General features: G+C 69.9%; 16 protein-coding genes. 7 read left to right on the top strand and 9 right to left on the bottom strand.

What is annotated here, in order from left to right; genetic code table 11:
* Positions 1-79 precede the first annotated feature (79 nt).
* Both efeO and efeB read left to right on the top strand, forming a co-directional pair.
* Positions 80-1309, top strand: a complete 1230-nt coding sequence (gene efeO / locus FJ658_RS07750; protein WP_141144777.1) for an iron uptake system protein EfeO — start codon at positions 80-82, stop codon at positions 1307-1309.
* The gene (gene efeB, locus FJ658_RS07745; protein WP_141144776.1) at positions 1306-2583 is read left to right on the top strand and encodes an iron uptake transporter deferrochelatase/peroxidase subunit; all 1278 of its coding nucleotides are present in this window, start codon (positions 1306-1308) and stop codon (positions 2581-2583) included. The genes efeO and efeB overlap by 4 nt, the downstream gene beginning before the upstream one ends.
* 15 nt (positions 2584-2598) lie before the next feature.
* Here efeB and FJ658_RS07740 read toward each other — a convergent pair whose 3' ends face one another.
* The 5 genes from FJ658_RS07740 to FJ658_RS07720 form a co-directional block, all read right to left on the bottom strand.
* Complete coding sequence (locus tag FJ658_RS07740; protein WP_141144775.1) at positions 2599-3093, bottom strand: hypothetical protein; 495 nt, start codon at positions 3091-3093, stop codon at positions 2599-2601.
* A 126-nt stretch (positions 3094-3219) separates the two neighbouring features.
* A complete protein-coding gene (gene typA, locus FJ658_RS07735; protein WP_141144774.1) occupies positions 3220-5142 on the bottom strand; it encodes a translational GTPase TypA in 1923 nt (640 codons plus the stop codon).
* A 114-nt stretch (positions 5143-5256) separates the two neighbouring features.
* Entirely contained in the window at positions 5257-7080 is a 1824-nt protein-coding gene (locus FJ658_RS07730) for an ABC transporter substrate-binding protein (protein ID WP_141144773.1), read from the bottom strand.
* Entirely contained in the window at positions 7077-8891 is a 1815-nt protein-coding gene (locus FJ658_RS07725) for an ABC transporter substrate-binding protein (RefSeq protein WP_141144772.1), read from the bottom strand. Before FJ658_RS07725 ends, FJ658_RS07730 begins: the two co-directional genes overlap by 4 nt.
* Before the next feature lie 146 nt (positions 8892-9037).
* A complete protein-coding gene (locus tag FJ658_RS07720; RefSeq protein ID WP_141144771.1) occupies positions 9038-10753 on the bottom strand; it encodes an ABC transporter family substrate-binding protein in 1716 nt (571 codons plus the stop codon).
* Between the two features lie 285 nt (positions 10754-11038).
* On the opposite strand from FJ658_RS07720, the gene FJ658_RS07715 reads away from it, so the two are divergent.
* The 4 genes from FJ658_RS07715 to FJ658_RS07700 all read left to right on the top strand — a co-directional run bounded on the left by FJ658_RS07715 (position 11039) and on the right by FJ658_RS07700 (position 15685).
* A complete protein-coding gene (locus tag FJ658_RS07715) occupies positions 11039-12022 on the top strand; it encodes an ABC transporter permease (protein WP_141144770.1) in 984 nt (327 codons plus the stop codon).
* Positions 12023-12105: 83 nt separating this feature from the next.
* A complete protein-coding gene (locus FJ658_RS07710; RefSeq protein WP_255447618.1) occupies positions 12106-12939 on the top strand; it encodes an ABC transporter permease in 834 nt (277 codons plus the stop codon).
* A complete protein-coding gene (locus FJ658_RS07705) occupies positions 12932-15001 on the top strand; it encodes an ABC transporter ATP-binding protein (protein ID WP_141144768.1) in 2070 nt (689 codons plus the stop codon). The genes FJ658_RS07710 and FJ658_RS07705 overlap by 8 nt, the downstream gene beginning before the upstream one ends.
* A 60-nt stretch (positions 15002-15061) precedes the next feature.
* On the top strand, positions 15062-15685 hold the full coding sequence (locus tag FJ658_RS07700; protein WP_141144767.1) for a PH domain-containing protein: 624 nt from the start codon (positions 15062-15064) through the stop codon (positions 15683-15685).
* A gap of 100 nt (positions 15686-15785) precedes the next feature.
* Here the strand turns inward: FJ658_RS07700 and FJ658_RS07695 are convergent, their stop codons facing one another.
* The 4 genes from FJ658_RS07695 to FJ658_RS07680 form a co-directional block, all read right to left on the bottom strand.
* Positions 15786-17510, bottom strand: coding sequence for an ABC transporter ATP-binding protein (locus FJ658_RS07695; protein ID WP_141144766.1), 1725 nt, complete (start codon positions 17508-17510; stop codon positions 15786-15788).
* Positions 17507-18466: an ABC transporter permease gene (locus FJ658_RS07690; protein ID WP_141144765.1), complete on the bottom strand. Its 960-nt coding sequence runs from the start codon at positions 18464-18466 to the stop codon at positions 17507-17509. Before FJ658_RS07690 ends, FJ658_RS07695 begins: the two co-directional genes overlap by 4 nt.
* Positions 18456-19385, bottom strand: coding sequence for an ABC transporter permease (locus FJ658_RS07685; RefSeq protein ID WP_141144764.1), 930 nt, complete (start codon positions 19383-19385; stop codon positions 18456-18458). The genes FJ658_RS07690 and FJ658_RS07685 overlap by 11 nt, the downstream gene beginning before the upstream one ends.
* 110 nt (positions 19386-19495) lie before the next feature.
* Positions 19496-21145 (bottom strand): ABC transporter substrate-binding protein, encoded by a 1650-nt coding sequence (locus tag FJ658_RS07680; RefSeq protein ID WP_141144763.1) that lies wholly within the window; start codon positions 21143-21145, stop codon positions 19496-19498.
* A gap of 317 nt (positions 21146-21462) precedes the next feature.
* Here FJ658_RS07680 and FJ658_RS07675 point away from each other — a divergent pair, with 317 nt between their 5' ends.
* On the top strand, positions 21463-22212 hold the full coding sequence (locus FJ658_RS07675; protein WP_141144762.1) for a CPBP family intramembrane glutamic endopeptidase: 750 nt from the start codon (positions 21463-21465) through the stop codon (positions 22210-22212).
* The last annotated feature ends 113 nt before the right edge of the window (positions 22213-22325 follow it).

Here is a 22325-nt window from a genome sequence, read left to right as displayed (position 1 = left end):
CGTCGCCCGCTCCCCGACGCGCATCCGCGACGTCGTCCACAGCTCCGCACTGCACCCTCCCCTCACCGACAGGAGAATCATGTCCTCACGACTCCGTCCGATCGCCGCCGTGGCCGCGATCGGCGTCGTCGCCCTCGCGCTGGCCGGCTGCGTGCCGAACCCGCGCGCGACCGGCTCGTCGACCACGCTCGACGTGAAGATCGCCGACGACAGCTGCGAGGTCTCGGCCGCGACCGCCAAGGCCGGCACCGTGACCTTCACGATCGAGAACTCGGGCACCGACGTCAACGAGTTCGAGATCCTCGCGGATGACAAGCTGCGCATCGTGGGCGAGAAGGAGAACGTCACGCCCGGCCAGTCGGTGTCGTACGTCGCCCAGCTCAACCCCGGCACCTACTACACGGCCTGCAAGTTCCAGCAGGTGGGCCAGCCGATCGGCCTGGCCGCCTTCGAGGTGACGGGCGAGGAGATCGAGAGCTCGGCCTCGGAGAAGAAGCAGATCGCCGCCGCGGTCACCAACTACGTGGCCTACATCAAGTCGCAGGTCGGCGCGCTCGTGCCCGCCGTGAAGACCTTCACCGACGCCTACCGCAGCGGCGACGACGACACCGCTCGCGCGCTGTTCGCCTCGACCCGCGTCGCCTACGAGCGCATCGAGCCGACCGCCGAGGCCTTCGGCGACCTCGACCCGAAGATCGACTACCGCGAGGTGGATGCGCTGGCCGAGGGTCTGGACTGGACCGGCTTCCACCGCATCGAGAAGGACCTGTGGCCGCCGGCAGCCGGTGACGTGAACTCCGACGGCACCGACGCGCTCGAGGGCTGGACCGCCTCGACGCCCCAGCAGCGCGGCGAGTTCGCCGACGGCCTCGTCGCCGACGTGCAGCAGCTCTCGGACCTCGTGAACGCGAAGGACTTCACGGTCGGCATCGCCGACATCTCGAACGGCGCCATCGGCCTGCTCGACGAGGTCGCCACCGGCAAGATCGAGGGCGAGGAGGACTGGTGGTCGCACACCGACCTCACCGACTTCGCCGCCAACGTCGAGGGCGCCCACGTGGCCTACGGCATCGTGCGCGACATCGCGAAGAACAAGGACGCCGACGGCGCGAAGCTCGTGAAGACGATCGACGCCCGCTTCGACGACCTCGAGGCGGAGCTGGCGGAGTACGGGAGCATCGAGGCGGGCTTCACGCCCTACGATGAGGTCACCGACTCGCAGCGCAAGGAGCTCTCGGACGCCGTGAACGCCCTCGGAAAGCCGCTCTCGCAGCTGACCCACACCGTGCTGGGCGTCTCCGGCTCGTGACCGACGACGAGTCCGGCCGCGGTCTGTCCCGGCGAGGCCTGCTCGGCCTCGCCGGAGCGGGCGCGGCCGGGCTCGCGCTCGGCGGCGCCGGCGGGGCGGCCGTCGCGGCCGGCATCGCCGGCGCCGCCGCCGCGAACGGCACGAGCACCGTCTACCCCTTCCACGGCGAGCATCAGGCGGGTATCAGCACTCCCGCGCAGGACCGCCTGCACTTCGCCGTCTTCGACGTCGACGCGGGCGCGAGCCGCGACGACCTCATCCAGCTGCTGAAGGACTGGACCGCCGCCGCGCGGCGCATGACGGCCGGCGACGAGGTGGGCGGCGGCGCCGTCGACGGCTCGCCGCTCGCGCCGCCCGACGACACCGGCGAGGCCCTCGGCCTGCCGGCCAGCGGCCTCACGCTGACCTTCGGCTTCGGCCCCACCCTCTTCACCTCCGCCGAGGGCGACGACCGCTTCGGCCTCGCCGACCGGCGCCCGCCCGAGCTGGAAGCCCTCCCCCGCTTCCGCGGCGACGCGCTCGTGCCCCAGCTCACCGGCGGCGACCTCTGCATCCAGGCCTGCGCCGACGATCCGCAGGTCGCCGTGCACGCGATCCGCAACCTCAGCCGCATCGCCTTCGGCACAGCATCCCTGCGCTGGTCGCAGCTCGGCTTCGGCCGCACCTCGTCGACGTCGACGTCGCAGGCCACCCCGCGCAACCTGTTCGGCTTCAAAGACGGCACCGCCAATGTGAAGGCCGAGGAGCAGAGCGCCCTCGCCGAGAACGTCTGGGTCGGCGCGAAGCAGGGCCCCGAGTGGATGGTCGGCGGCAGCTACCTCGTCGCCCGCAAGATCCGCATGGTCATCGAGTCGTGGGATCGCACGCGCCTCGAGGAGCAGGAGCGGGTGATCGGCCGCAGCAAGGGCGAGGGCGCCCCGCTCAGCGGCGGCACCGAGTTCACCGAGCCCGACTTCACCCGGAAGGGCGCCACCGACGCGCCGCTGATCGACCGCGACGCGCACGTGCGCCTCGCGCATCCCGACGTCAACGACGGCATCCGGCTGCTGCGCCGCGGCTACAACTACGTCGACGGCAACGACAGCCTCGGGCGTCTGGATGCCGGCCTGTTCTTCCTGTCGTACCAGTCGGATCCCGCGCACTTCGTCACCGTGCAGCGCAGCCTGGCGAGCGATGCCCTCAACGAATACCTCAAGCACGTGGGATCAGCGGTGTTCGCGATCCCGGCCGGCGTGGCCGAGGGGGCGTGGATCGGGCGCGAGCTCTTCGGCTGAGCCGGATCGGCCTACTCAGCCCGCGGGGCTGGCGGAGGGCGAGGCGCTCGCGGTCGGCTCGGCGTAGCTGACCGTGTAGTCGGCGATCCAGCCGAGCTGCTTGTCTTCGGTGACCAGCAGGATGACCGTGTACGGCGCCTTCGCGAAGGTGCCGGTGCGACCGTCGGCGTCGGCGCCCGGCGTGCTGGCGGCCGTGAAGCCGGCGGCCGTCGTGAGCTGGTTCGAGATCGTGTCGAAGGCCGCCGCGTCGGCCACCTTCACCGTGACGGCCCACGACTTGTCCTTGCCGTCGACCAGTCCGGCGCCGTAGACGACCTCGCCGTCGACGAGCGGGACCTCGTCGGTCGGATACGACTTCGGCACGCTCGGCCCGCCGATGTCGACCTTGTCGCCCGAGGCGCCCTCGACCGCGTTCTGCACGATCGAGCAGCCGCTCAGCAGCGTCGGCACGCCGAGCGCGAGAGCCACCGCGATCGCCGCGGCGGCGCGACGACGGCCGGATCGGAGCATGAGGGACCTCCGGTCGGGGGAACTGACAGGGCGAGTCTAATGAACGAGACCTGGCCGGCGGATGAGGGCGACCCCTGACGGAGCCGCCGCATCCCCCGGCCAGGCCGAGATCGACGGGCGAGCGGCTCAGCCGGCGGCGACCGACGCGTCCTGGCGCTTCGCGCGCGAGGTCGCGCGGGCGCGCTCGCTCGGGTCGAGGATCACCTTGCGGATGCGCACGACCTCGGGGGTGACCTCGACGCACTCGTCCTCGCGGGCGAACTCCAGGCACTCCTCGAGGGTCAGGATGCGCGACGGGGTCAGCTTCTCGAAGTTGTCGGCCGTGGCCGAGCGCATGTTCGTGAGCTGCTTCTCCTTGGTGACGTTGACGTCCATGTCCTCGGCGCGCGAGTTCTCGCCGACGACCATGCCGGCGTACACCTCCTGCGTCGGCTCGACGAAGAACGACATGCGCTCCTGCAGGGCGATCATGGCGAACGGCGTGGCCGAGCCCGCGCGGTCGGCGACGATCGAGCCGTTCACGCGGGTCGTGATCTGACCGGCCCACGGCTCGTATCCGTGGGCGATCGCGTTGGCGATGCCGGTGCCGCGGGTGATCGTGAGGAACTCGGTGCGGAAGCCGATCAGACCGCGCGACGGCACCACGAACTCCATGCGCACCCAGCCGGTGCCGTGGTTCGACATGCCCTCCATGCGGCCCTTGCGGGCGGCGAGCAGCTGGGTGATCGCGCCGAGGTGCTCCTCGGGCGTGTCGATCGTCAGGTGCTCGAAGGGCTCGTGCACCTTGCCGTCGATCTGACGGGTGACGACCTGGGGCTTGCCGACGGTGAGCTCGAAGCCCTCGCGGCGCATGTTCTCGACCAGGATCGCCAGGGCGAGCTCGCCGCGACCCTGCACCTCCCAGGCGTCGGGCTTGCCGATGTCGAGCACGCGCAGCGACACGTTTCCGATCAGCTCGCGGTCGAGGCGATCCTTCACCATGCGGGCGGTGAGCTTGTGGCCCCTCACCTTGCCGACGACCGGCGAGGTGTTGGTGCCGATCGTCATCGAGATCGCCGGCTCGTCGACCGTGATCGCCGGCAGCGGGCGGATGTCCTCCGGGTCGGCGATCGTCTCGCCGATCGTGATGTTCTCGATTCCGGCGACGGCCACGATGTCGCCGGCCGAGGCGCTCTCGGCGGGCAGGCGCTCGAGCGCCTTCGTGACGAGCAGCTCGGTGATGCGCACGTTCGAGTGCGAGCCGTCGTGGCGCACCCAGGCGACCGTCTGTCCCTTGCGGATCGTGCCCGCGAAGACGCGCAGCAGCGCGATGCGGCCGAGGAACGGCGAGGCGTCGAGGTTGGTGACCCACGCCTGCAGCGGAGCCTCGTCGTCGTAGGCGGGCGCCGGGACGTGCTTGAGGATCGCGTCGAACAGCGGCTCGAGGTCGGCGTTGTCGGGCAGCTCGCCGTCGGCGGGCTTGTTCCAGCTCGCGGCGCCGTTGCGGCCCGAGGCGTAGACGACCGGCACGTCGAGCAGCGCGTCGACGTCGAGGTCGGGCACGTCGTCGGCGAGGTCGCTCGCGAGGCCGAGGAGCAGGTCGTGGCTCTCTTCGACGACGGCGTCGATGCGCGCATCCGGGCGGTCGGTCTTGTTGACCAGCAGGATGACGGGCAGCTTCGCCTCGAGCGCCTTGCGCAGCACGAAGCGGGTCTGGGGCAGCGGGCCCTCGCTCGCGTCGACGAGCAGCACGACGCCGTCGACCATGCTCAGGCCGCGCTCGACCTCGCCGCCGAAGTCGGCGTGGCCGGGGGTGTCGATCACGTTGATCGTCACGGGACCGTCGGTCGCGTGCTTGCCCGAGTACGACACCGCCGTGTTCTTGGCGAGGATCGTGATGCCCTTCTCGCGCTCGAGGTCGTTCGAGTCCATCGCCCGCTCCTCGACGTGAGCGTGCTCGCCGAAGGAGCCGGTCTGGCGGAGCATGGCGTCGACGAGCGTCGTCTTGCCGTGGTCGACGTGGGCGACGATCGCGACGTTGCGCAGATCGGTGCGGCGGGCATCAGCCATGACGGTTTTCCTCGGATCGAGTGAGAGGGGCGGCGGATCGGCGACGCATCGCGGGCGGATCGCCGCGGACGGAACGCACTGATACGGGCGGAATGCCCGAGACCTTCCCTCAGTCTACCCGCTCGCGCCGTCGTCGGCCGTCGGTCGCCACGCCCAGGCCGCGTCGAGCACTCCGCCGGTCAGGGGCGAGGCCACGACGCCCGAGATGGCGCCGCTCGTGAGCACGATGGTGGGCGATGCCGAGAGGGGCAGCGTGACCGCGGCCTGCGCCACGCGGGTCTCGAGCTCGGCCAGCAGACGGTCGCGCTCGGCGGTGTCGCCGTCCACGGCGGCCGACTGGATGCGCGCCAGGAGCCGATCGCTCTCGGCATCGCCGAAGCCGGTGAAGTTCGCGACCGACGTGCTGCGGAACGGCTCGGCCAGGCCTTCGGGCGGGAGGCCGGCCGTGTCCCAGGCGAACAGGGCGGCGTCGTAGGCGCCGGCAGAGCCCAGCTGCGAGGCCCAGTCGGGAGTCGAGCAGTCCTGCACGACGAACCCGGCCTTCGCGGCCGCGTCGCGGAGGAGCTCGAAGGCGGTGCGCCGGGAGGCGCGGTCGGGGTCGAACAGGACGCACACCTCGGGTGCGCTCTCGCCGGCCTGCCGCAGCAGCCGCTTCGCCGCCGCCACGTCGGGGTCGTCGGGCAGGTCGGCCGCGGCGCTCCCGGCCGCCATCCCCGATGCGCCGGGACGGAACAGCGACGCCGCCACCGGTTCCGCGTCGGGATCGACCTCCCCCGCCGTCGCCGCGACGATGCGCTCGCGCGGCACGACCGCGAGGAAGGCCCGGCGCACCCGGGGATCGTCGAACACCCCGGACCGCGATCCCGAGGCGCGCAGCTCGAGGTGCTCGACGCGCCCCCGCGAGCCGAAGACCGGGTCGAGGTCGGGGTCATCGCGCAGCAGCGCGGCGACGTCGGCGCTCGGCTCCGGTGAGACGACGTCGAGGTCGCCGTCGCGGAACGACTTCACGGCCGCGAGCGGGTCGGTGGCGACGCGGAGGTCGAGCTCGTCGACACCCGGCTGCCGCGTGCCGCGGTAGTCGTCGCGGGCGCGTAGCACCGCCGAGCCGTCGGCGGCGACCGTCTCGAGCGCGTAGGGGCCCGACGAGATCGCGAGGCGGGCATCCACCTCGTCGCCGACCGTCCAGTCGGAGTTCCAGCTGCGGGCGAGCGGTGCGAGCGACGCGGCGTCGGCGCCCTCGATCGCCGCGATGACGGCGGCCTTCGCGTCGGCGCCATCGCGCTGATGACGCGTGCCCAGCGCCGCCTCCGCCGCCAGGTGGGCGGGCACGACCGGGGCGATCAGCGCCGGCAGGTTCGTGACCGGTCGATCGAAGACGACCGTGATCGAGCGGCCGTCGTCGCCGACCGTCGGGGTCGCGGTGCTGTGCTCGAGACCGCTCGACCGCGCCCCGTCGAAGTAGACCGCGTCGTCGGGCAGGTCGTCGGAGAGCCGACCGGTGTCGGGGTCGACGTAGTCGTCGACGCGCAGGCCGGGCGTGGTCAGCCGGGTCGAATCGGCGGCCCACGCGAGCAGCAGGTCGGCCGCATCGATCGGCACGCCGTCGGACCAGGCGACGCCGGTGCTCACCGTCCAGCGCACCGTGAACGGCTGCTCGGCGACCACGTCGACCGAGCCGAAGGCGCGGTCGGCCACCCACTCGCCGTCGTCGCCCCACCAGCCGAAGCCGTCGCGGATGAGGCCGGCCACCGCCGAATCGGTCGCGTTGCCGCGCGCCGGTGACGTGCGCGCGTTGGCCGAGGTGAGCGGCTGGTCGACGCCGACCCGCACCGCGCTGCCGGCGACCAGGTGCGGCTGGGGCGCCCCGGTGCATCCCGCGAGGAGCGCGACGACGACGGCCGCGGCCGCGAGGACGGCCGGGCGGAGGCGCGAGATCACGACGAGGAGCTGGGACTCGGGCTCGAGCTGACCGCGACGGCTCGCCAGGTCCAGGCGTTCCAGAGCACCGAGCGCGCGAGCGGACTCGGCTTCAGGGCGCCGAGCTTCGGCCCGTGCGAAATGACCGCGGGCACGGCGTAGAGCGGCAGCAGGGTGTCGTCGGTCGACCACAGGGCGGAGTCGAGGGCACGCAGCGCGCTCTGGTGCGCAGTCGTCGTGGTCGCCTCGGCGACCCGATCGACGGCGTCGGCGATCTCGTCATCGGGCTGCAGGAGCGGCGAGCCGTCGAGCTCGTCGCTGCCGAGGGTCTCGACCGCGCCGGGGCGGGTCGCGTGCGCCGAGTCCCAGGACCGCAGCGCCACATCCCAGGTCGACGGCTGCGCGAGACGCGTCTGCCAGTCGGTCGCCCCGCAGTCGACCAGGTCGATGTCGTACTGCTCGACGGCGGCCTTCATGATCTGGAAGGCCGCGACGCGCCGCGGGTTCGTCGAGTCGTAGAGCACGCACACCGAGCGCGAGCTGACCCGCGCGTCGGCGAGGACGTCGTCGAGCGTCTTCTTCGCATCCGCGGAGTAGGCCGCCGAGCCGTTCGAGGCGGCCGCGTCGGCGTAGTCGCCGTCGCCCGGCGCCGACACCCAGGAGTCGAGGGGCGAGGCGTCGGTGCCGACGCCGTCGAAGAGCTGATCGACGACGTCCTGCCGCGGGATCGCGAGAAGCAGGGCGCGGCGGAACGCCGAGTCGAGCATGGCGCCGTTGCGCGGCGACTCGGTGTTCACCTCGAGGTACTCGACGCGCGAGGTCGAGCCGACGGCGGTCGACGCGCTCTCGACGCCGGACACCGCCGCGAAGTCCGACCCGATGCGCAGACGCGCGACATCGAGCGAGCCCTGCGACAGCGCCGCGATCGACTGGTTCGGGTCGGCGCGATAGACGAGGCTCAGGCTCGGCACCCGCGCGGCGCGATCCCCGTGATAGCGGTCGTTGCGGATCAGGGTGACGGTCTCGGCATCGACCTTCTGGATGCGATACGGGCCTGACGAGACCAGCAGGTCGGCGTCGTCGGGCGTCGCCGTGAAGTCCCATCCGCCGGCCCAGGCCCGCGCCACGGCCGCGAGCTGCTCACCGGAGCCCGCCCGGATCGCCGCCTGCACGGCCTTCGAGCCGGCCGACGCCGACCCCGCCTTCAGGGCGGACTCGCCGATCACGTGGGCGGGCACGCTCGGCTCGAGCGCGATCTGCCAGCCGGCGACCGGATGCGCGTACTCGACCTCGATCGCGCGCCCCGCATCCCGGATCGTCGGAGTCGACGTCGCGGCGGCGAGGATGCCGCCGGCCGGAGCGCCGAAGCGCACCGTGTCGGCGGGCGCGTCGGCGCCCAGCAGCCCCGTGGCGGGGTCGACGAGCCCGTCGGTGTCGTCGCTGTCGAGCGCGCCCGACTCGGCGGCCCAGGTGAGCAGCAGGTCGGTCGCGTCGATCGCGGTGCCGTCGGACCACTGCACCTGATCGGCGAGGGTGTAGCGCACCGTGAACGGCGCCTGCTTCACGATCTCGGCCTTGCCGAACGAGGTGTCGAGCACGAGCTGCCCGCTCGGGTCGTAGTAGCCGAAGCCGCTCGAGGTGAGGTAGCCGACGTCGGCGTTCGCGGCGGTGCGCGCGTGCTCGGCGCGGGCGTTGGCCGAGGTGAAGGTGCCGGCGGCGCTGACCGTGAGCGCGGCGCCGGTCTGCACCTCCGGCGTCGGAGACGTGCAGGCGGCGAGAGCGAGAACTGCGCCGAGCGCGACGACGGCGGCGGCGGGCCGGGGGAACCTCATCCCGGTCAGCCTACAAGGGCGCGCCGACAGCCCGGTCTGCCCCGGTGCCGACGCCCGGAGCCGGCGCGGCGCCGCCGGGGACAGCGCGACGGCGGCACCCCGTGAGGGATGCCGCCGCCGCGGTGATCAGCTGTGCTGCGAGCCGGTCAGCTGCTCCAGCCGACGCGGTTCCACGGCACGTTCTGCACCTCGAACTGCGACGGACCGTAGTTCACGAGGCCCTTGGTCACGCCGTAGGCGTAGGGCTCCGGGAACAGCGGCACGGTCGAGACCAGGTTCACGAGCTTCTTGTCGATCGCCTGCGCATCGGCGATGCGCTTGTCGGGGTCGAGCTCGCTGTTCGCCTTGTCGAAGGCGGCGCCGAGGCTCTTGTCGGTGACGCCCGGGAAGTTCTGCCCGGCGTTGGCCGGGTAGTAGATCGACTTCACGCTCGACACCGGGAAGGGCGTGCCCTGCCAGGCGAAGTAGGTCGCGTCGAAGTCGCGGCCGTCGGTGGTGATGTACTTCGTGAAGAAGTCATCCGAGGGCACGACGTCGATGTTCACCTTGAATCCGGCGGCCTTCGTCTGCTGCTGCACGAGCTGCGCGATGTTCGCCGAGTTCTGGTTCTCCGACGGGATCACGAAGCGCACGGTCAAGGTCTTGCCGTCCTTCTTCATGTACTCGCCGTCCATCTTCCAGCCCTCGCCCTCGAGCAGCTTCTTGGCCGCGTCGACGTCGTAGCCGATGACGCTGGTCGCGTCGTCCTCGTAGCCCTTCTGACCCGGCAGGTACACCAGGTTGCCGAGCACGGTGACCGGGCTGCCGACGGGCTTCAGGATGGCCTGGGCCAGCACGTCGCGCTGCAGCGACTTGGCGAAGGCCTGACGCACCTTGACGTCCTTGAAGACCGACGACGTGCCGTTGAGGGTCACGTGGCGGAAGGTCGTTCCGAGCGAGCGCTGGATCTCCGCATCCGATCGGCCCTCGGCCGTCTTCAGGTTGTCGGCCGAGCCGTAGAGGTTGAAGGCGTCGATCTCCTTGTTGGCGAACGCCTGCGCGAGGCCGTTGCGCGACACCGTCTTGAAGATCAGCGAGTCGAGCTTGGCGGGCTCACCCCACCAGGCGGGGTTCTTCGCGAAGGTGACGACCTGCGCGTTCGCGTCGATCGACTGCACGATGAACGGACCACCCGAGACGTAGGTGGTGCCGTCAGCGGCGACAGGCCCGTTCTTCCACAGATTGTTGAAGTGGTCGGGCGTGTCCACGGCCCACTTCGGGTAGATCGTGCCGAGCACCGACGCCCAGTCGGCGTTCGTCTTGGCGAAGGTGATCTTCACGTCCTGAGCGCTGGCGCCGGCTTCAACCGACTCCACGTCCTCCCAGACGTTGCTCGACGTCGGGGCGAACTCCGAGTCGGGGCTCTTGAGCGCGTTCCAGGTGGCGGAGACGTCGTCGGCCGAGAGCGGGGTGCCGTCCGACCACTTCGCGGCCGGGTTGATCTTCACCTCGACGACCTGCGGATCCTCGCTGGTCAGCTCGACCGACTCGGCGTAGTCCTTATTGGGCTCCCAGGTGCCGTCTTCCTTGATGGTGATGAATCCGGGGAGGTAGACCGTCGTGAGCAGCGCGTCGTCGACGGTGCCCGAGTCGAGGTTGTACAGCTGCCAGTTGGCCGGGATCGCGTCGACCGGCAGGGTGACCGTGCCGCCGTCCTTGACCTGGTCGTAGTCCGCCTTCGCCCAGCCGGTGCTGGGCAGCTTGACGTCGTCGCTGGGTGCCGTGCTGGCGTCGGTGCCGCCACCGGCGGTGCAGCCGGTGAGTGCCACGGCGGCGATCGCGAGCGAGGCGATCACCAGCCCCGGCTTGCGCATGGAGACCATGGAAGATCCTTTCGTGATGGATGCCCCGACCCGCCCCAGGACGCACGCGATCGGCGCACGGCTCGGTCGGGTCGTTCCGAACACTATGCACCCCTGTCGGGGGTAGACCCATTCCCGATGACGTTTTGTTATCTTGCTGAACCATCGGGGAAACGGCCCGGAAACACGGGCCGCTGAGACTCGACGATGTCGCGGCCGACCATGCTGTGCCCTCGTTCCCCGAGCAGACGGTAGGTTTTCCGTGTCGCGACGAAGCGACCGACGTACCGTGCAGGAAGGCGTGACGTGGCGGGATTCCTCCTCAAGAGGCTGCTGAACTATCTGGCCCTCACCTCCGTGGCGACCATCCTCGGGTACCTGCTCGTGAGCAGCACCCTGAACCCCGAGGCGCGGTTCCTGGGCCGCAACCCCCCGGTCCCCCAGGCGTCGATCGACACGACGCTCAGTCGTCTCGGGGTGAACCCCGACACGCCGTTGCTGGTGCGCCTCGGCAACTGGATCGTGAATCTCGTCACGACCGGCTCGCTCGGCACCAGCTCGCGAGGCACCGAGGTGACCGCCGACATCTTCGCCCGCTCGGGCACCAGCCTCCGGCTCCTCGTGATCGGCACGATCCTGGGCGCGCTGATCGGGATCGCCATCGGAGTCTGGGGTGCGGTCCGGCAGTACAAGGCGCCCGATCAGATCACGACCTACGCATCTTTCGTGATCCTGGCGACACCCGTCTTCGTCCTCGCAGTACTGCTGATGATCACCGCGACGGCGATCAACCGGACCACCGACTCCCAGATATTCAACTTCACCGGGGAGTACACGCCGGGCCTCACGGGCGGATTCTTCACGATCCTCGGCGACCGCATCGTGCATCTGCTGCTGCCGACGATCAGCCTGACGGTTTTCGCCGTCGCGTCGTACTCGCGCTACCAGCGCTCGGCGATGCTCGACGTGATGAGCGCCGACTACATCCGCACCGCGCGATCCAAGGGCCGCACCCGCGGCTCGGCCATGATCCGCCACGGCGTGCGCGTCGCCCTCATCCCGATGTCGACCTTCTTCGCCTACTCATTCGGCTTGATCCTGACCGGCGCGAGCGTGACCGAGCTGGCGTTCAGCTGGCACGGAATGGGCGAGTACCTGATCACCAGCATCCGCAACAACGACATCAATGCGGCGGCCGGCACGATCCTCTTCACCTCGATCCTCGTGCTCATCTCGGGCACGCTCGCCGACTTCCTCTATGCCGCCCTCGACCCGAGAGTGAGGGTCTGATGACGTCGACCGACCCGACGACCACCACTGTCGATACCGAATCCGAAGTAGCGGAGGCCCGGCAGCCTGACATGCGCCACGGCGTGCTGCGACGCACGTTCCGCGCGAAGCGCGCCTGGATCGGCGCGATCGCCCTGGCGCTGATCGCGCTCTGGGCCTTCGTCGGGCCGCTGCTCGCTCCGTACAACGCGACCGACTCCGACGTGCTGGCGTTCGGCGCGCCTCCCGGGAACGGTCACTGGTTCGGCACGAACGACATCGGCCAGGATGTCTATGCGCAGACTCTCGTCGGCCTTCAGAAGTCGATCATCATCGGACTCATCGCCGGACCGCTCGCCACTCTGATCGCCGGCCTCGTCGGCGCGATCGCGGGGTATTTCGGCGGAGTCGCGGATCGAGTGATCGTCTGGATCATCGACCTCCTGCTCGTGATCCCGTCGTTCTTCATCCTCGTCCTGGTGAGCCCGGTCTTCAAGCAACTGAGCTGGATCGCGCTCGTCGTGCTGATCTCGGTCTTCAGCTGGATGATCATGGCCCGCGTGGTGCGAGGACAGACCATGTCGCTGCGCGAGCGCGATTTCGTCAAGGCCGCGCGGTACATGGGCGTCAAGCCGTTCACGATCATCCGGCGGCACATCATCCCGAACGTCGCCTCGCTGCTGATCATCGACGCCACTCTCGGCGTCGGCGCCGCGATCATCTTCGAGTCGACGCTGAGCTACTTCGGCTTCGGCATCCAGGTTCCCGACGTATCGCTCGGCTCGCTGCTGGCGAGCTACAGCAACGCCGCCGTGACCCGCCCGTGGCTGTTCGCCCTGCCCGCTGCAACCCTCATCGCGACCGTGCTCGCCACCAGCCTGCTCGGCGACGCCTTCCGCGACGCCATCGACCCGACCTCCGGAGCCAACCGTGACTGAGCCCCTCCTCCGCGTCGACGACCTGCACGTCACTTTCGGCGGGCAGGGGTCGGCGGTCCACGCCGTGCGCGGCGTCAGCTACGAGGTCAACCGCGGCGAGTTCCTCGGCATCGTCGGCGAGTCCGGATCGGGCAAGTCGGTGTCGTCGACCGCCGTCATGGGCCTGCTGCCGTCGAGCGCCCAGGTCTCGGGCAGCATCCGCTTCGACGGCCGCGAGCTGCTCGACCTCGACGATCGCGAGCTGTCGCGCATCCGGGGCAGCGAGATCGCCATGATCTTCCAGGACCCGCTGTCGGCGCTGACCCCGGTGTACACGATCGGCCAGCAGATCATCGAGGGCCTGAAGCTGCACGACCGCTCGATCTCGAACCAGGCCGCCCGCGCCCGCGCGGTGGAGCTGCTGGGCGTGGTCGGCATCCCGAACCCGCAGCGGCGCGTGGACTCGTTCCCGCACGAGTTCTCGGGCGGCATGCGCCAGCGCGCGATGATCGCGATCGCGATCGCGAACGACCCGAAGCTGATCATCGCCGACGAGCCGACCACGGCGCTCGACGTGACGATCCAGGCGCAGATCCTCGAGGTGCTGCAGACCGCGAAGGACATCACGGGCGCCGCCGTCGTGCTCATCACCCACGACCTCGGCGTCGTGGCCGGCAACGCCGATCGCGTCGCCGTGATGTACGCCGGCCGCATCGTCGAGCAGGCTCCGGTCGACACGCTGTTCACCGAGCCGGCCATGCCCTATACGGTCGGGCTGCTGCGCTCGATGCCGAACATGGCGGCGCCGCGCGAGGAGCGCCTCGTGCCGCTCGAGGGCCGCCCGCCGCTGCTGACCACGATCCCGACGGGATGCCCCTTCGCCGACCGCTGCCCTGCTGCCTTCGCCGCGTGCCGGCAGGGCGAGCCGGCGCTCGCGCCCGTCGCGGGCGCCGCCGAGCACACGGCGGCGTGCATCCGCGCCGAGGAGATCGCCGCCGGCACGCTGCGCCGGCCCGATATCTTCCCGCGCCCCGAGGAGGTCGCGGTCGCCCCGGTGGCGCGCGCCGAGTCGGCCCCCGTCGTCGAGCTGAAGGACGTCAAGCGCACCTTCCCGGTCATGAAGGGCACGGTGTTCCGTCGCCGCATCGGCACCGTCAAGGCCGTCGACGGCGTCACGTTCTCGGTAGACCGCGGCACGACGCTCGGGCTGGTCGGCGAGTCGGGGTCGGGCAAGACCACGACGATCCTCGAGCTGCTCGAGCTGGCGAAGGCCCAGCACGGCACGATCTCGGTCAACGGCGTCGACACGGCCACGCTGACCGCGGCCGACCGGCGCAAGCTGCGCAGCGAGATCCAGATCGTGTTCCAGGACCCGATGGCCTCGCTCGACCCGCGCATGTCGGTCGAGGACATCATCGCCGAGCCGCTGACGGTGGTCGACGTCCCGAAGGACGAGCAGCGCCGCCGGGTGGCGCACATGCTCGAGCTGGTCGGCCTCGAGCCGAGCTTCGCTACCCGCTACCCGCACCAGTTCTCGGGCGGGCAGCGTCAGCGCATCGGCATCGCCCGCGCGCTGATCGTCGAGCCGAAGATCCTCGTGCTCGACGAGCCGGTGTCGGCGCTCGACGTCTCGGTGCAGGCCGGCGTGCTCAACCTGCTCGAGGACCTCAAGGCGCAGCTCGGCCTGTCGTACCTGTTCGTGGCCCACGACCTCGCGGTCGTGCGGCACATCGCCGACGACGTCGCCGTGATGTACCTCGGGCGGATCGTCGAGTACGGCCCGGCCGACCTGATCTTCTCCGACCCGCGGCATCCCTACACCCAGGCGCTGTTCTCGGCCGTGCCGGTGCCCGACCCGCAGGTCGAGCGCACGCGCAGCCGGGTGCTGCTGCAGGGCGACCTGCCGTCGCCGCTCGACGAGATCACCGGATGCCCCTTCCGCAGCCGGTGCCCGCTCTACAAGCTGCTGCCCGAGGATCGTCAGCGCCGCTGCGCCGAGGAGGACCCGGCCCCGCGCTCGGTGCACGACCGCGACGTGCGCTGCCACTGGGCCGAGGAGGAGCGCTTCGACGTCGCCGTGTGATCGGGGGCCCTCGCCTTCGCGCAGGGCTCCTGCCCACGCGGCGCATGGCAGGCTGAGAGCATGACCGACTCCGCGGCGGAACGCCGTGCCCGCGAGCGCCTCGTGCTGCGCTCCCCCAGCTCGATCTGGCTGCTCGTCGCCGTCGGCGCGCTGGCGGTGTTCCTGCTCGGCGACGCGATCGTGCGGGCGCAGTGGGGCGTGGCGCTGCGGGCGCTCCCCTGGCTCGCCCTCGGCGCCTGGCTCGTGTTCGCGGTGCTCGTGCGCCCGAGCGTGGTCGTGACGCGCGAGAGGCTCGAGATCGTCAACGTCTGGCGCCGCTTCGTGCTGCCGTGGCAGCGCATCGACCACCTCGAGAGCCGGTACCAGCTGCGCGCGCACCTGGATGACGGGCGGCTGATCCGCTCCTGGGGCGCACCGGCGGCCGGTCTCGACCGCGCGCCGCGGGCGGTCGCCGAGGACCAGCGCGAGCAGGCGGCGCGCCGTGGCCGCTCCCGCAACGCGCTGCCGCCGACCGACCTCGTGATCGAGCGCTGGCGTGCTGCCGCCGCCGAGCGCGACGACCGCGCGGGCGTGGTGAGCTCGGAGGCTCCGGCGGGCGAGGCGCCGCGCATCCGGATCGACTGGTGGATCCTGGCGGTGACCGCCGGGCTGCTGCTCCTGCTCGTGCCCGCGCTCACGCTTTGACCCGGGCGCGGTCGCGCGATCGCTCTCGCACGACGAAGGCCCTCACGCGCTTCTGCGGGAGGGCCTTCGTCGTGGTGCGCTGTGTTCAGACGCCGATCACTCAGACGCCGATCTTGATGCCGGCGCCCGGGATCGCATCCAGCAGATCGCGCGTGTACTGCTCCTTCGGCGAGGCGAAGACCTCGTCGGTCGACGCCTGCTCGACGATGCGCCCCTTCTGCATGACGCAGACGTTGTCGGCGATCACGCGCACGACGGCGAGGTCGTGCGTGATGAACAGATAGGTCAGCCCGAGCTCGCTCTGCAGCTCGGCCAGCAGCTGCAGGATCTGCGCCTGCACGAGCACGTCGAGCGCCGAGACGGCCTCGTCGAGCACGATGATCTCGGGCTTGAGCGCCAGGGCGCGCGCCACGGCGACGCGCTGACGCTGACCGCCCGACAGCTCATTCGGGTAGCGGTCGGCCAGCTCGACCGGCAGCGCGACCTGCTCGAGCAGCTCGGTCACCCGGTCGCGCCGCGAGTCGCGGTCGCCGACGCCGTGGATCTTGAGCGGCTCGGCGATCGTGTTGCCGATGTTCACGAGCGGGTCGAGGGTGCCGTACGGGTCCTGGAAGACCGGCTGCATCGTGCGACGCAGGCGGAACAGCTCGCGCCGGTTCAGCGTCGTGATGTCGCGCCCGCCGACCGAGATCGACCCGGAGGTCGCGCTCTCGAGGCCGAGCAGCAGCTTCGCGACCGTCGACTTGCCCGAGCCCGACTCCCCCACGAGCGCCGTGGTGGTGCCCTTCGGGATCTCGAAGCTCACCTTGTCGACCGCGGTGAAGTCGACGCTGCGGAAGCCGCCGGTGCGGATCTTGAACACCTTCGTGAGGTCGCGGATCTGGATGACCGGCTCGCTCGGGTTCGCGGCGAGGTGCTCGGCGCGCTCCTCGGCCGCGGTGATCAGGTCGACGCTGCCGGCATCCGTCTCGGTGTCGTGCTTCAGCTCGCCGAGCTTCTGCTCCGAGCCCTGGATGCGCCGCGACGCCAGGCTCGGCGCCGCCGCGATCAGACGCTGCGTGTAGGGGTGCAGCGGGTTCTGCAGCACCTCGAGCGAGGGGCCCGCCTCGACGATGTCGCCCTTGTACATGACGATCAGCTTCTCGGCACGCTCGGCGGCGAGGCCGAGGTCGTGCGTGATGAAGAGCACGGCGGTGCCGGCGTCGCCGGTCAGGGTGCCCAGGTGATCCAGGATGCGCCGCTGCACGGTCACGTCGAGGGCCGAGGTCGGCTCGTCGGCGATGAGCAGCTTCGGGTCGCCCGAGAGGCCGATGCCGATCAGCACGCGCTGGCGCATGCCGCCCGAGAACTGGTGCGGGAACTGGCGCATCCGCTTGTCGGCGTCGTCGAGGCCGGCCTGCTTGAGCACCTCGACGGCCTTCTTCTTGACGTCGCGGGGCGAGGTGGCCACGCCGTTGGCGCGGATCGTCTCCTCGACCTGGAAGCCGACCGACCAGACGGGGTTGAGGTTCGACATCGGGTCCTGCGGCACGAAGCCGATGCCGCGACCGCGCACGTGCTCGAGCTGCGAGCGGCTGGCCTTCGCCAGATCCTGGCCCTCGAACAGCACCTGGCCGTTCGTGATCTGACCGGTTCCCGGCAGCAGGTTGATGATCGCGGCGGCGGTCGTCGACTTGCCCGATCCGGACTCGCCCACGATCGCGACGGTCTCGCCGTGCTCGATCGTGAAGCTGACGCCGTTGAGGGCCTTGACGCTGCCGCGCTGCGTGCGGAACGCGACCTCGAGGTCCTTGACCTCGAGCAGCGGGGTTCGGGTGTCGGTCATCGCAGAGCACGCGCCTTCGGGTCGAGCGACTCGCGCAGGGTCTCACCGAAGATCACGAAGCTGAGCACCGTGATGGTGAGGGCGAGCGAGGGATAGATCAGCGTGGCCGGGTTGCTGCGCAGGTCCGACTGCGCGGCCGAGATGTCGTTGCCCCACGACATCGTGCCCGAGGGCAGGCCGACGCCGAGGAACGACAGGGTGGCCTCGGCCGTGATCGCCGCGGCGAGCGACAGCGTCGTGACGACGATCACCGGCGGGATCGAGTTGGGCAGCACGTGCTTGAACATCAGCGCGAGGCGGCTCTGGCCGAGCGCGGTGCCGGCCATGACGAAGTCGCTGTTCTTGACCCGCAGCACCTCGGATCGCATGACGCGCGCGGTCGACGGCCAGGTGAAGGCGCCGATCGCGAGTGCCACGACGAAGACGTTCACGTAGGCCGAGAAGACCGACATGATCACGACGGCGGCGAGGATGTAGGGAATCGAGAAGAAGATGTCGCCGAGGCGCATCAGCACGCTGTCGACCCAGCCGCCGAAGAAGCCGGCGATCGAGCCGATGATGGCGCCAGTGATGCCGGACAGCGCGATCACGATGAAGCCCACCGCGAGCGAGGCGCCGGCGCCGTGCACGATGCGCGAGTAGACGTCGCAGCCCTGCTTGGTCAGGCCCAGGATGTGGTCGGCCGAGGGCCCGGCGTTGCTGTCGACGAGCTGGCATCCGGCGTTCGGCGGAACCGAGGTGAACAGCGTCGGGAACAGCGCCACGACGATGAACAGCAGGATGAAGATGCTGGACACCCAGAACAGCGGGCGGCGGCGCAGATCGCGCCAGGCGTCGGTCCAGAGGTTGCTGCGCTGGCCCGAGAGCTTGACCTGATCGATGGCGGCGACGGGCGTCTCGGAGACGGGCGCCACGAAGTGGTCCGCGCTGCGGCGCGGTGCGGTGTTACTTGACATAGCGGATCCTCGGGTCGAGCACGGCGTAGATCAGGTCGATGATGATGTTCACCACGAGGTAGAGCAGCACCATGACCGTGACGAACGACACGACGGTGGGTCGCTCGCCTCGGATGATCGCCTGATAGAGGGTGTTGCCGACACCGGGCACGTTGAAGATGCCCTCGGTCACGGTCGCGCCGACGAGCAGGATGCCGAAGTCGGCGCCCAGCTGCGTGGTCACGGGGATGAGCGAGTTGCGCAGCACGTGCACCGGGATGACGCGGCGGCGCGAGAGGCCCTTCGAGTACGCGGTGCGCACGAAGTCGTTGTTGAGCGTCTCGATGACCGATCCGCGCGTCAGCCGGATGTTGATCGCGACCAGCGACGAGGCCAGCACGATCGCCGGCAGGATCAGGTTCGGGATCGAGGCGTCGGCGCCCACCGTGGTGCGGAACCAGCCCAGCTTGAAGCCGAGGAAGAACTGCCCGATGAAGCAGATGACGAAGATCGGCACCGAGAGGAACAGCAGGCTGATCACGAGCGAGCTCAGGTCGAACAGCTTGCCCTTGCGCAGACCCGCGACGAGGCCGATCGTGACGCCGACGACCATCTCGATGACGACCGCCATGAGCGCGAGGCGCGCGGTGACCGGGAAGGTGCGGGCGAGCACGTCGTTGACCGACTGGCCCGAGAACGAGACGCCGAAGTTCCCGGTGACGACATCGCGCAGGTAATAGAGGTACTGCACGATGAACGGCTCGTTGAGGTGGTACTGCTTCTCGAGCTCCGCCAGCAGGGCCGGGTTCGGCGTCTTGTCGCCGAAGAGCGCCTGCACCGGGTTGCCCGGCATCGCGAAGACGAGGAAGTAGATGAGGAACGTGGTGCCGATCAGAACAGGGATCGCCTGCAGGATTCGGCGGATGACGTAGAAGACCATGGGATCAGCTGGCCGGACGTCGGGTCATGAGGAAGGTTTCCTTCGTGCGGGTTTCACGGGTGTGGGGCGGCAGCTGACGCTGCCGCCCCACGGGGAGAAGGAGTCGGAGACTACTTCTTGGTGATCTGGTAGTAGATCGGAACGCTGTGCCAGTCGACCTTCACGTTCTCGACGTTCTCGCCGTAGCCGCCGACGGTGTTCTGGTACCACAGCGGGATGGCGGGGAGGTCCTGGAACAGGATCTCCTCGGCCTGCTGGAACTTGGCGTTGGCCGCGTCGGTGTCAGCCGAGGCCGACCCCTCCTGGATCAGCTTGTCGAACTCGGGGTTCGAGTAGTCGCCGTCGTTCGAGCTGGCGTTCGTCGCGTACAGCGGTCCGAGGAAGTTGAACAGACCGGGGTAGTCGGCCTGCCATCCGCTGCGGAACGCGGTCGTGATGTCGCGCTTGCCGGCGTCGTTCTTCGAGATCAGCGTGCGCGCCTGAGCGAACGTGGGGTAGGCCTTGCCGGAGCAGTCCATCCCCTTGAGGTTGTTGTTCAGGTTGTTGCAGACCGCGTCGACCCATGCCTTGTGGCCACCGTCGGTGTTGTAGGCGATCGAGAAGCTGCCCGACCACGGCGAGATGGCGTCGGCCTGGGCCCACAGCTCAGCGGCCTTGTCGGGGTCGTACTTCAGCACCTCGGAACCGGGGATGTCCTTCTTGAAGCCCGCGATGGTCGGCGAGGTGAAGTCCTCGGCCGGGGTGCGGGTGCCATCGAAGATCTTGTCGGTGATCGTGTCGCGGTCGATCGCGTACGAGATCGCCTGACGACGCAGCTTGCCCTCGTCACCCACGAAGTGGGCGAAGGCGCTCTGGTCGGTGTAGTTGGTCAGGTCCGACGGGATCGTGAACGACTGGAAGACGGCGCCGGGGGTGTTGATGGCGCGGTCGCCGAGGTCGCTCTTGAAGGTCGAGAACGCCGACTCGGGCAGGGCGTCGAGCACGTCGAGGTTGCCGCCGAGCAGGTCCTGGTACGCCGCGTCGAGCGTCGCGTAGAACTTGATCGTCAGACCCGTGTTGTCGGCCTTGCGACCGCCGGTGTAGGTCTTGTTGGTGGCGAGGTCGATCTGCACGTCGTGCTGCCAGGCCTTCTTGCCGCCGTCGAGCTTGTACGGGCCGTTGCCGATCGGGTTCTCACCGAACGCCTTGGTGACCTTGCCGTCCGAGTCGAACGCCTCGGTGGGCAGCGGGTAGAAGGCCGAGTAGCCGAGACGCAGCGGGAAGTCCGCGAGCTTCGACTTCAGCGTCACCGTGAAGGTCTGGTCGTCGACCTTCTTCAGACCGGTGAGGTCGCTGTCCTCGTCGTAGCTGAAGCCCTCGATGTCCTCGAAGAAGTAGGAGTTGAGGCGCTCGTTCGACAGGAGCGCGCCGTCCTTCCACGCGTTGATGAACGAGTCGGAGGTCACCTCCTCGCCGTTGGAGAACTTCTCGCCCGACTTGATCTTGATCGTGTAGGTCTGCTGGTCGTCCGAGGTGATCGACTCGGCGAGGTCGTTGACGGGGGTGCCGTCCGCCTCGTAGTAGACGAGACCCGCGAAGATGGCGTCGAGGATCTTTCCTCCGCCGACCTCGTTGGTGTTCGTCGGGATCAACGGGTTCTGGGGCTCCGAGCCGTTCGCGGTGATGTACCCGCTGGCGCCCGAATCAGAACCGCCCCCCGTGGAGCAGCCGGCCAGGGCGACGGTGGTCGCCAGGGCGATGCCGCCGACGATCGCCCCCATCCGAGAGATTCGCAATGTTCCTCCTGTGCAGAAAGCTTCACGGCACGCGCGCATGCAGAGCACGCCGCCGTGTCCTGGGGAAACGATAGGTCGGTCGTGTACCCCGGCCAAATCCCCGGCGTAAACGTTACCTGTCGGAAATGATCGCCGCAGGATCTTGCGCGAGCTGCACGAATGCGCCGGAATGTACCCCGATTCGGCGGATTCGTGCGTGGATGAGGGGGTAGCGCCGGTGGGCCGGATGGCGTGGGCGAGGCCGCGCGGGAGTGCGGCGCGCATCCCGGTGTCGGCCAGGATGCGGACCGTACGATGCTCGGGTGAGCCGCGCCCGCATCCATGCCGAGGTCGCGATCGTGCTGGGCCTCTCACTCGGGCTGTCGGCGCTGTATGCGATCGTGCAGCTGATCGACGCGAGCACCCGCGGGCCGCTGCGCGATCAGACGACGACCCTCAATCCCTCGCGCAGCGACCGCGAGATCTTCGACCTGCTCTATCAGCTGCTCTCGATCGCGGGCGATCTGGTGCCCGTCGCGCTCGTCTGCTTCCTGCTGTGGAGCGCGAGCCGCCCGCACCTGGGCCGGCTCGGCATCGACTTCACAAAGCCCGGCCGGGATGCGCTGCAGGGGCTCGGGCTCGCGGTGGTCATCGGCGCCGGCGGCATCGGCGTCTACCTCGGCGCCCGCGCCCTCGGCCTCGCCGTGGGCGTGCAGGCGAACGGTCTGAGCGAGCACTGGTGGACCATCCCGGTGCTGCTGCTCTCGGCGTTCCGCGCGGGAGCGACCGAGGAGATCATCGTCATCGGGTACCTGTTCGCCCGGCTCGGCCAGGCCGGGTGGAACCGCTGGGCGATCATCGTGTCGGCCGCGCTGTTCCGGGCGAGCTACCACCTCTACCAGGGCTGGGGCGGCTTCGTCGGCAACCTGATCATGGGGCTGATCTTCGGGTGGCTCTACTCCCGCACGAAGCGCGTGCTGCCGCTCGTGATCGCGCACACGATCATCGACGCGGTCGTGTTCGTCGGCTACCCCTGGGCGGCCGCCACGTTCCCCCAGCTCTTCGGGGTGTAGCGCCGCCCAGGGAGATGCGAGTGCCCGAGGCGAACGCCTCCACCGGCCGCGCTCCGCAGGAGCGGCTGACAAGCACAGCCAGGCGCAGCCGGCCCGCCGGTCGGAGCCTGAGC

Source organism: Schumannella sp. 10F1B-5-1 (assembly GCF_006517535.1).
Taxonomy (GTDB): Bacteria; Actinomycetota; Actinomycetes; order Actinomycetales; family Microbacteriaceae; genus Schumannella.
This window is presented reverse-complemented; position numbering and strand designations above follow the sequence as displayed.

Coding starts and splice junctions, on each gene's coding strand:
- FJ658_RS07725 (WP_141144772.1), bottom strand. CDS start 8,891: ATGAGGTTCCCCCGGCCCGCCGCCGCCGTCGTCGCGCTCGGCGCAGTT.
- FJ658_RS07740 (WP_141144775.1), bottom strand. CDS start 3,093: ATGCTCCGATCCGGCCGTCGTCGCGCCGCCGCGGCGATCGCGGTGGCT.
- FJ658_RS07690 (WP_141144765.1), bottom strand. CDS start 18,466: ATGTCAAGTAACACCGCACCGCGCCGCAGCGCGGACCACTTCGTGGCG.
- efeO (WP_141144777.1), top strand. CDS start 80: ATGTCCTCACGACTCCGTCCGATCGCCGCCGTGGCCGCGATCGGCGTC.
- FJ658_RS07720 (WP_141144771.1), bottom strand. CDS start 10,753: ATGGTCTCCATGCGCAAGCCGGGGCTGGTGATCGCCTCGCTCGCGATC.
- FJ658_RS07685 (WP_141144764.1), bottom strand. CDS start 19,385: ATGGTCTTCTACGTCATCCGCCGAATCCTGCAGGCGATCCCTGTTCTG.
- FJ658_RS07680 (WP_141144763.1), bottom strand. CDS start 21,145: ATGGGGGCGATCGTCGGCGGCATCGCCCTGGCGACCACCGTCGCCCTG.
- typA (WP_141144774.1), bottom strand. CDS start 5,142: ATGGCTGATGCCCGCCGCACCGATCTGCGCAACGTCGCGATCGTCGCC.
- FJ658_RS07700 (WP_141144767.1), top strand. CDS start 15,062: ATGACCGACTCCGCGGCGGAACGCCGTGCCCGCGAGCGCCTCGTGCTG.
- FJ658_RS07695 (WP_141144766.1), bottom strand. CDS start 17,510: ATGACCGACACCCGAACCCCGCTGCTCGAGGTCAAGGACCTCGAGGTC.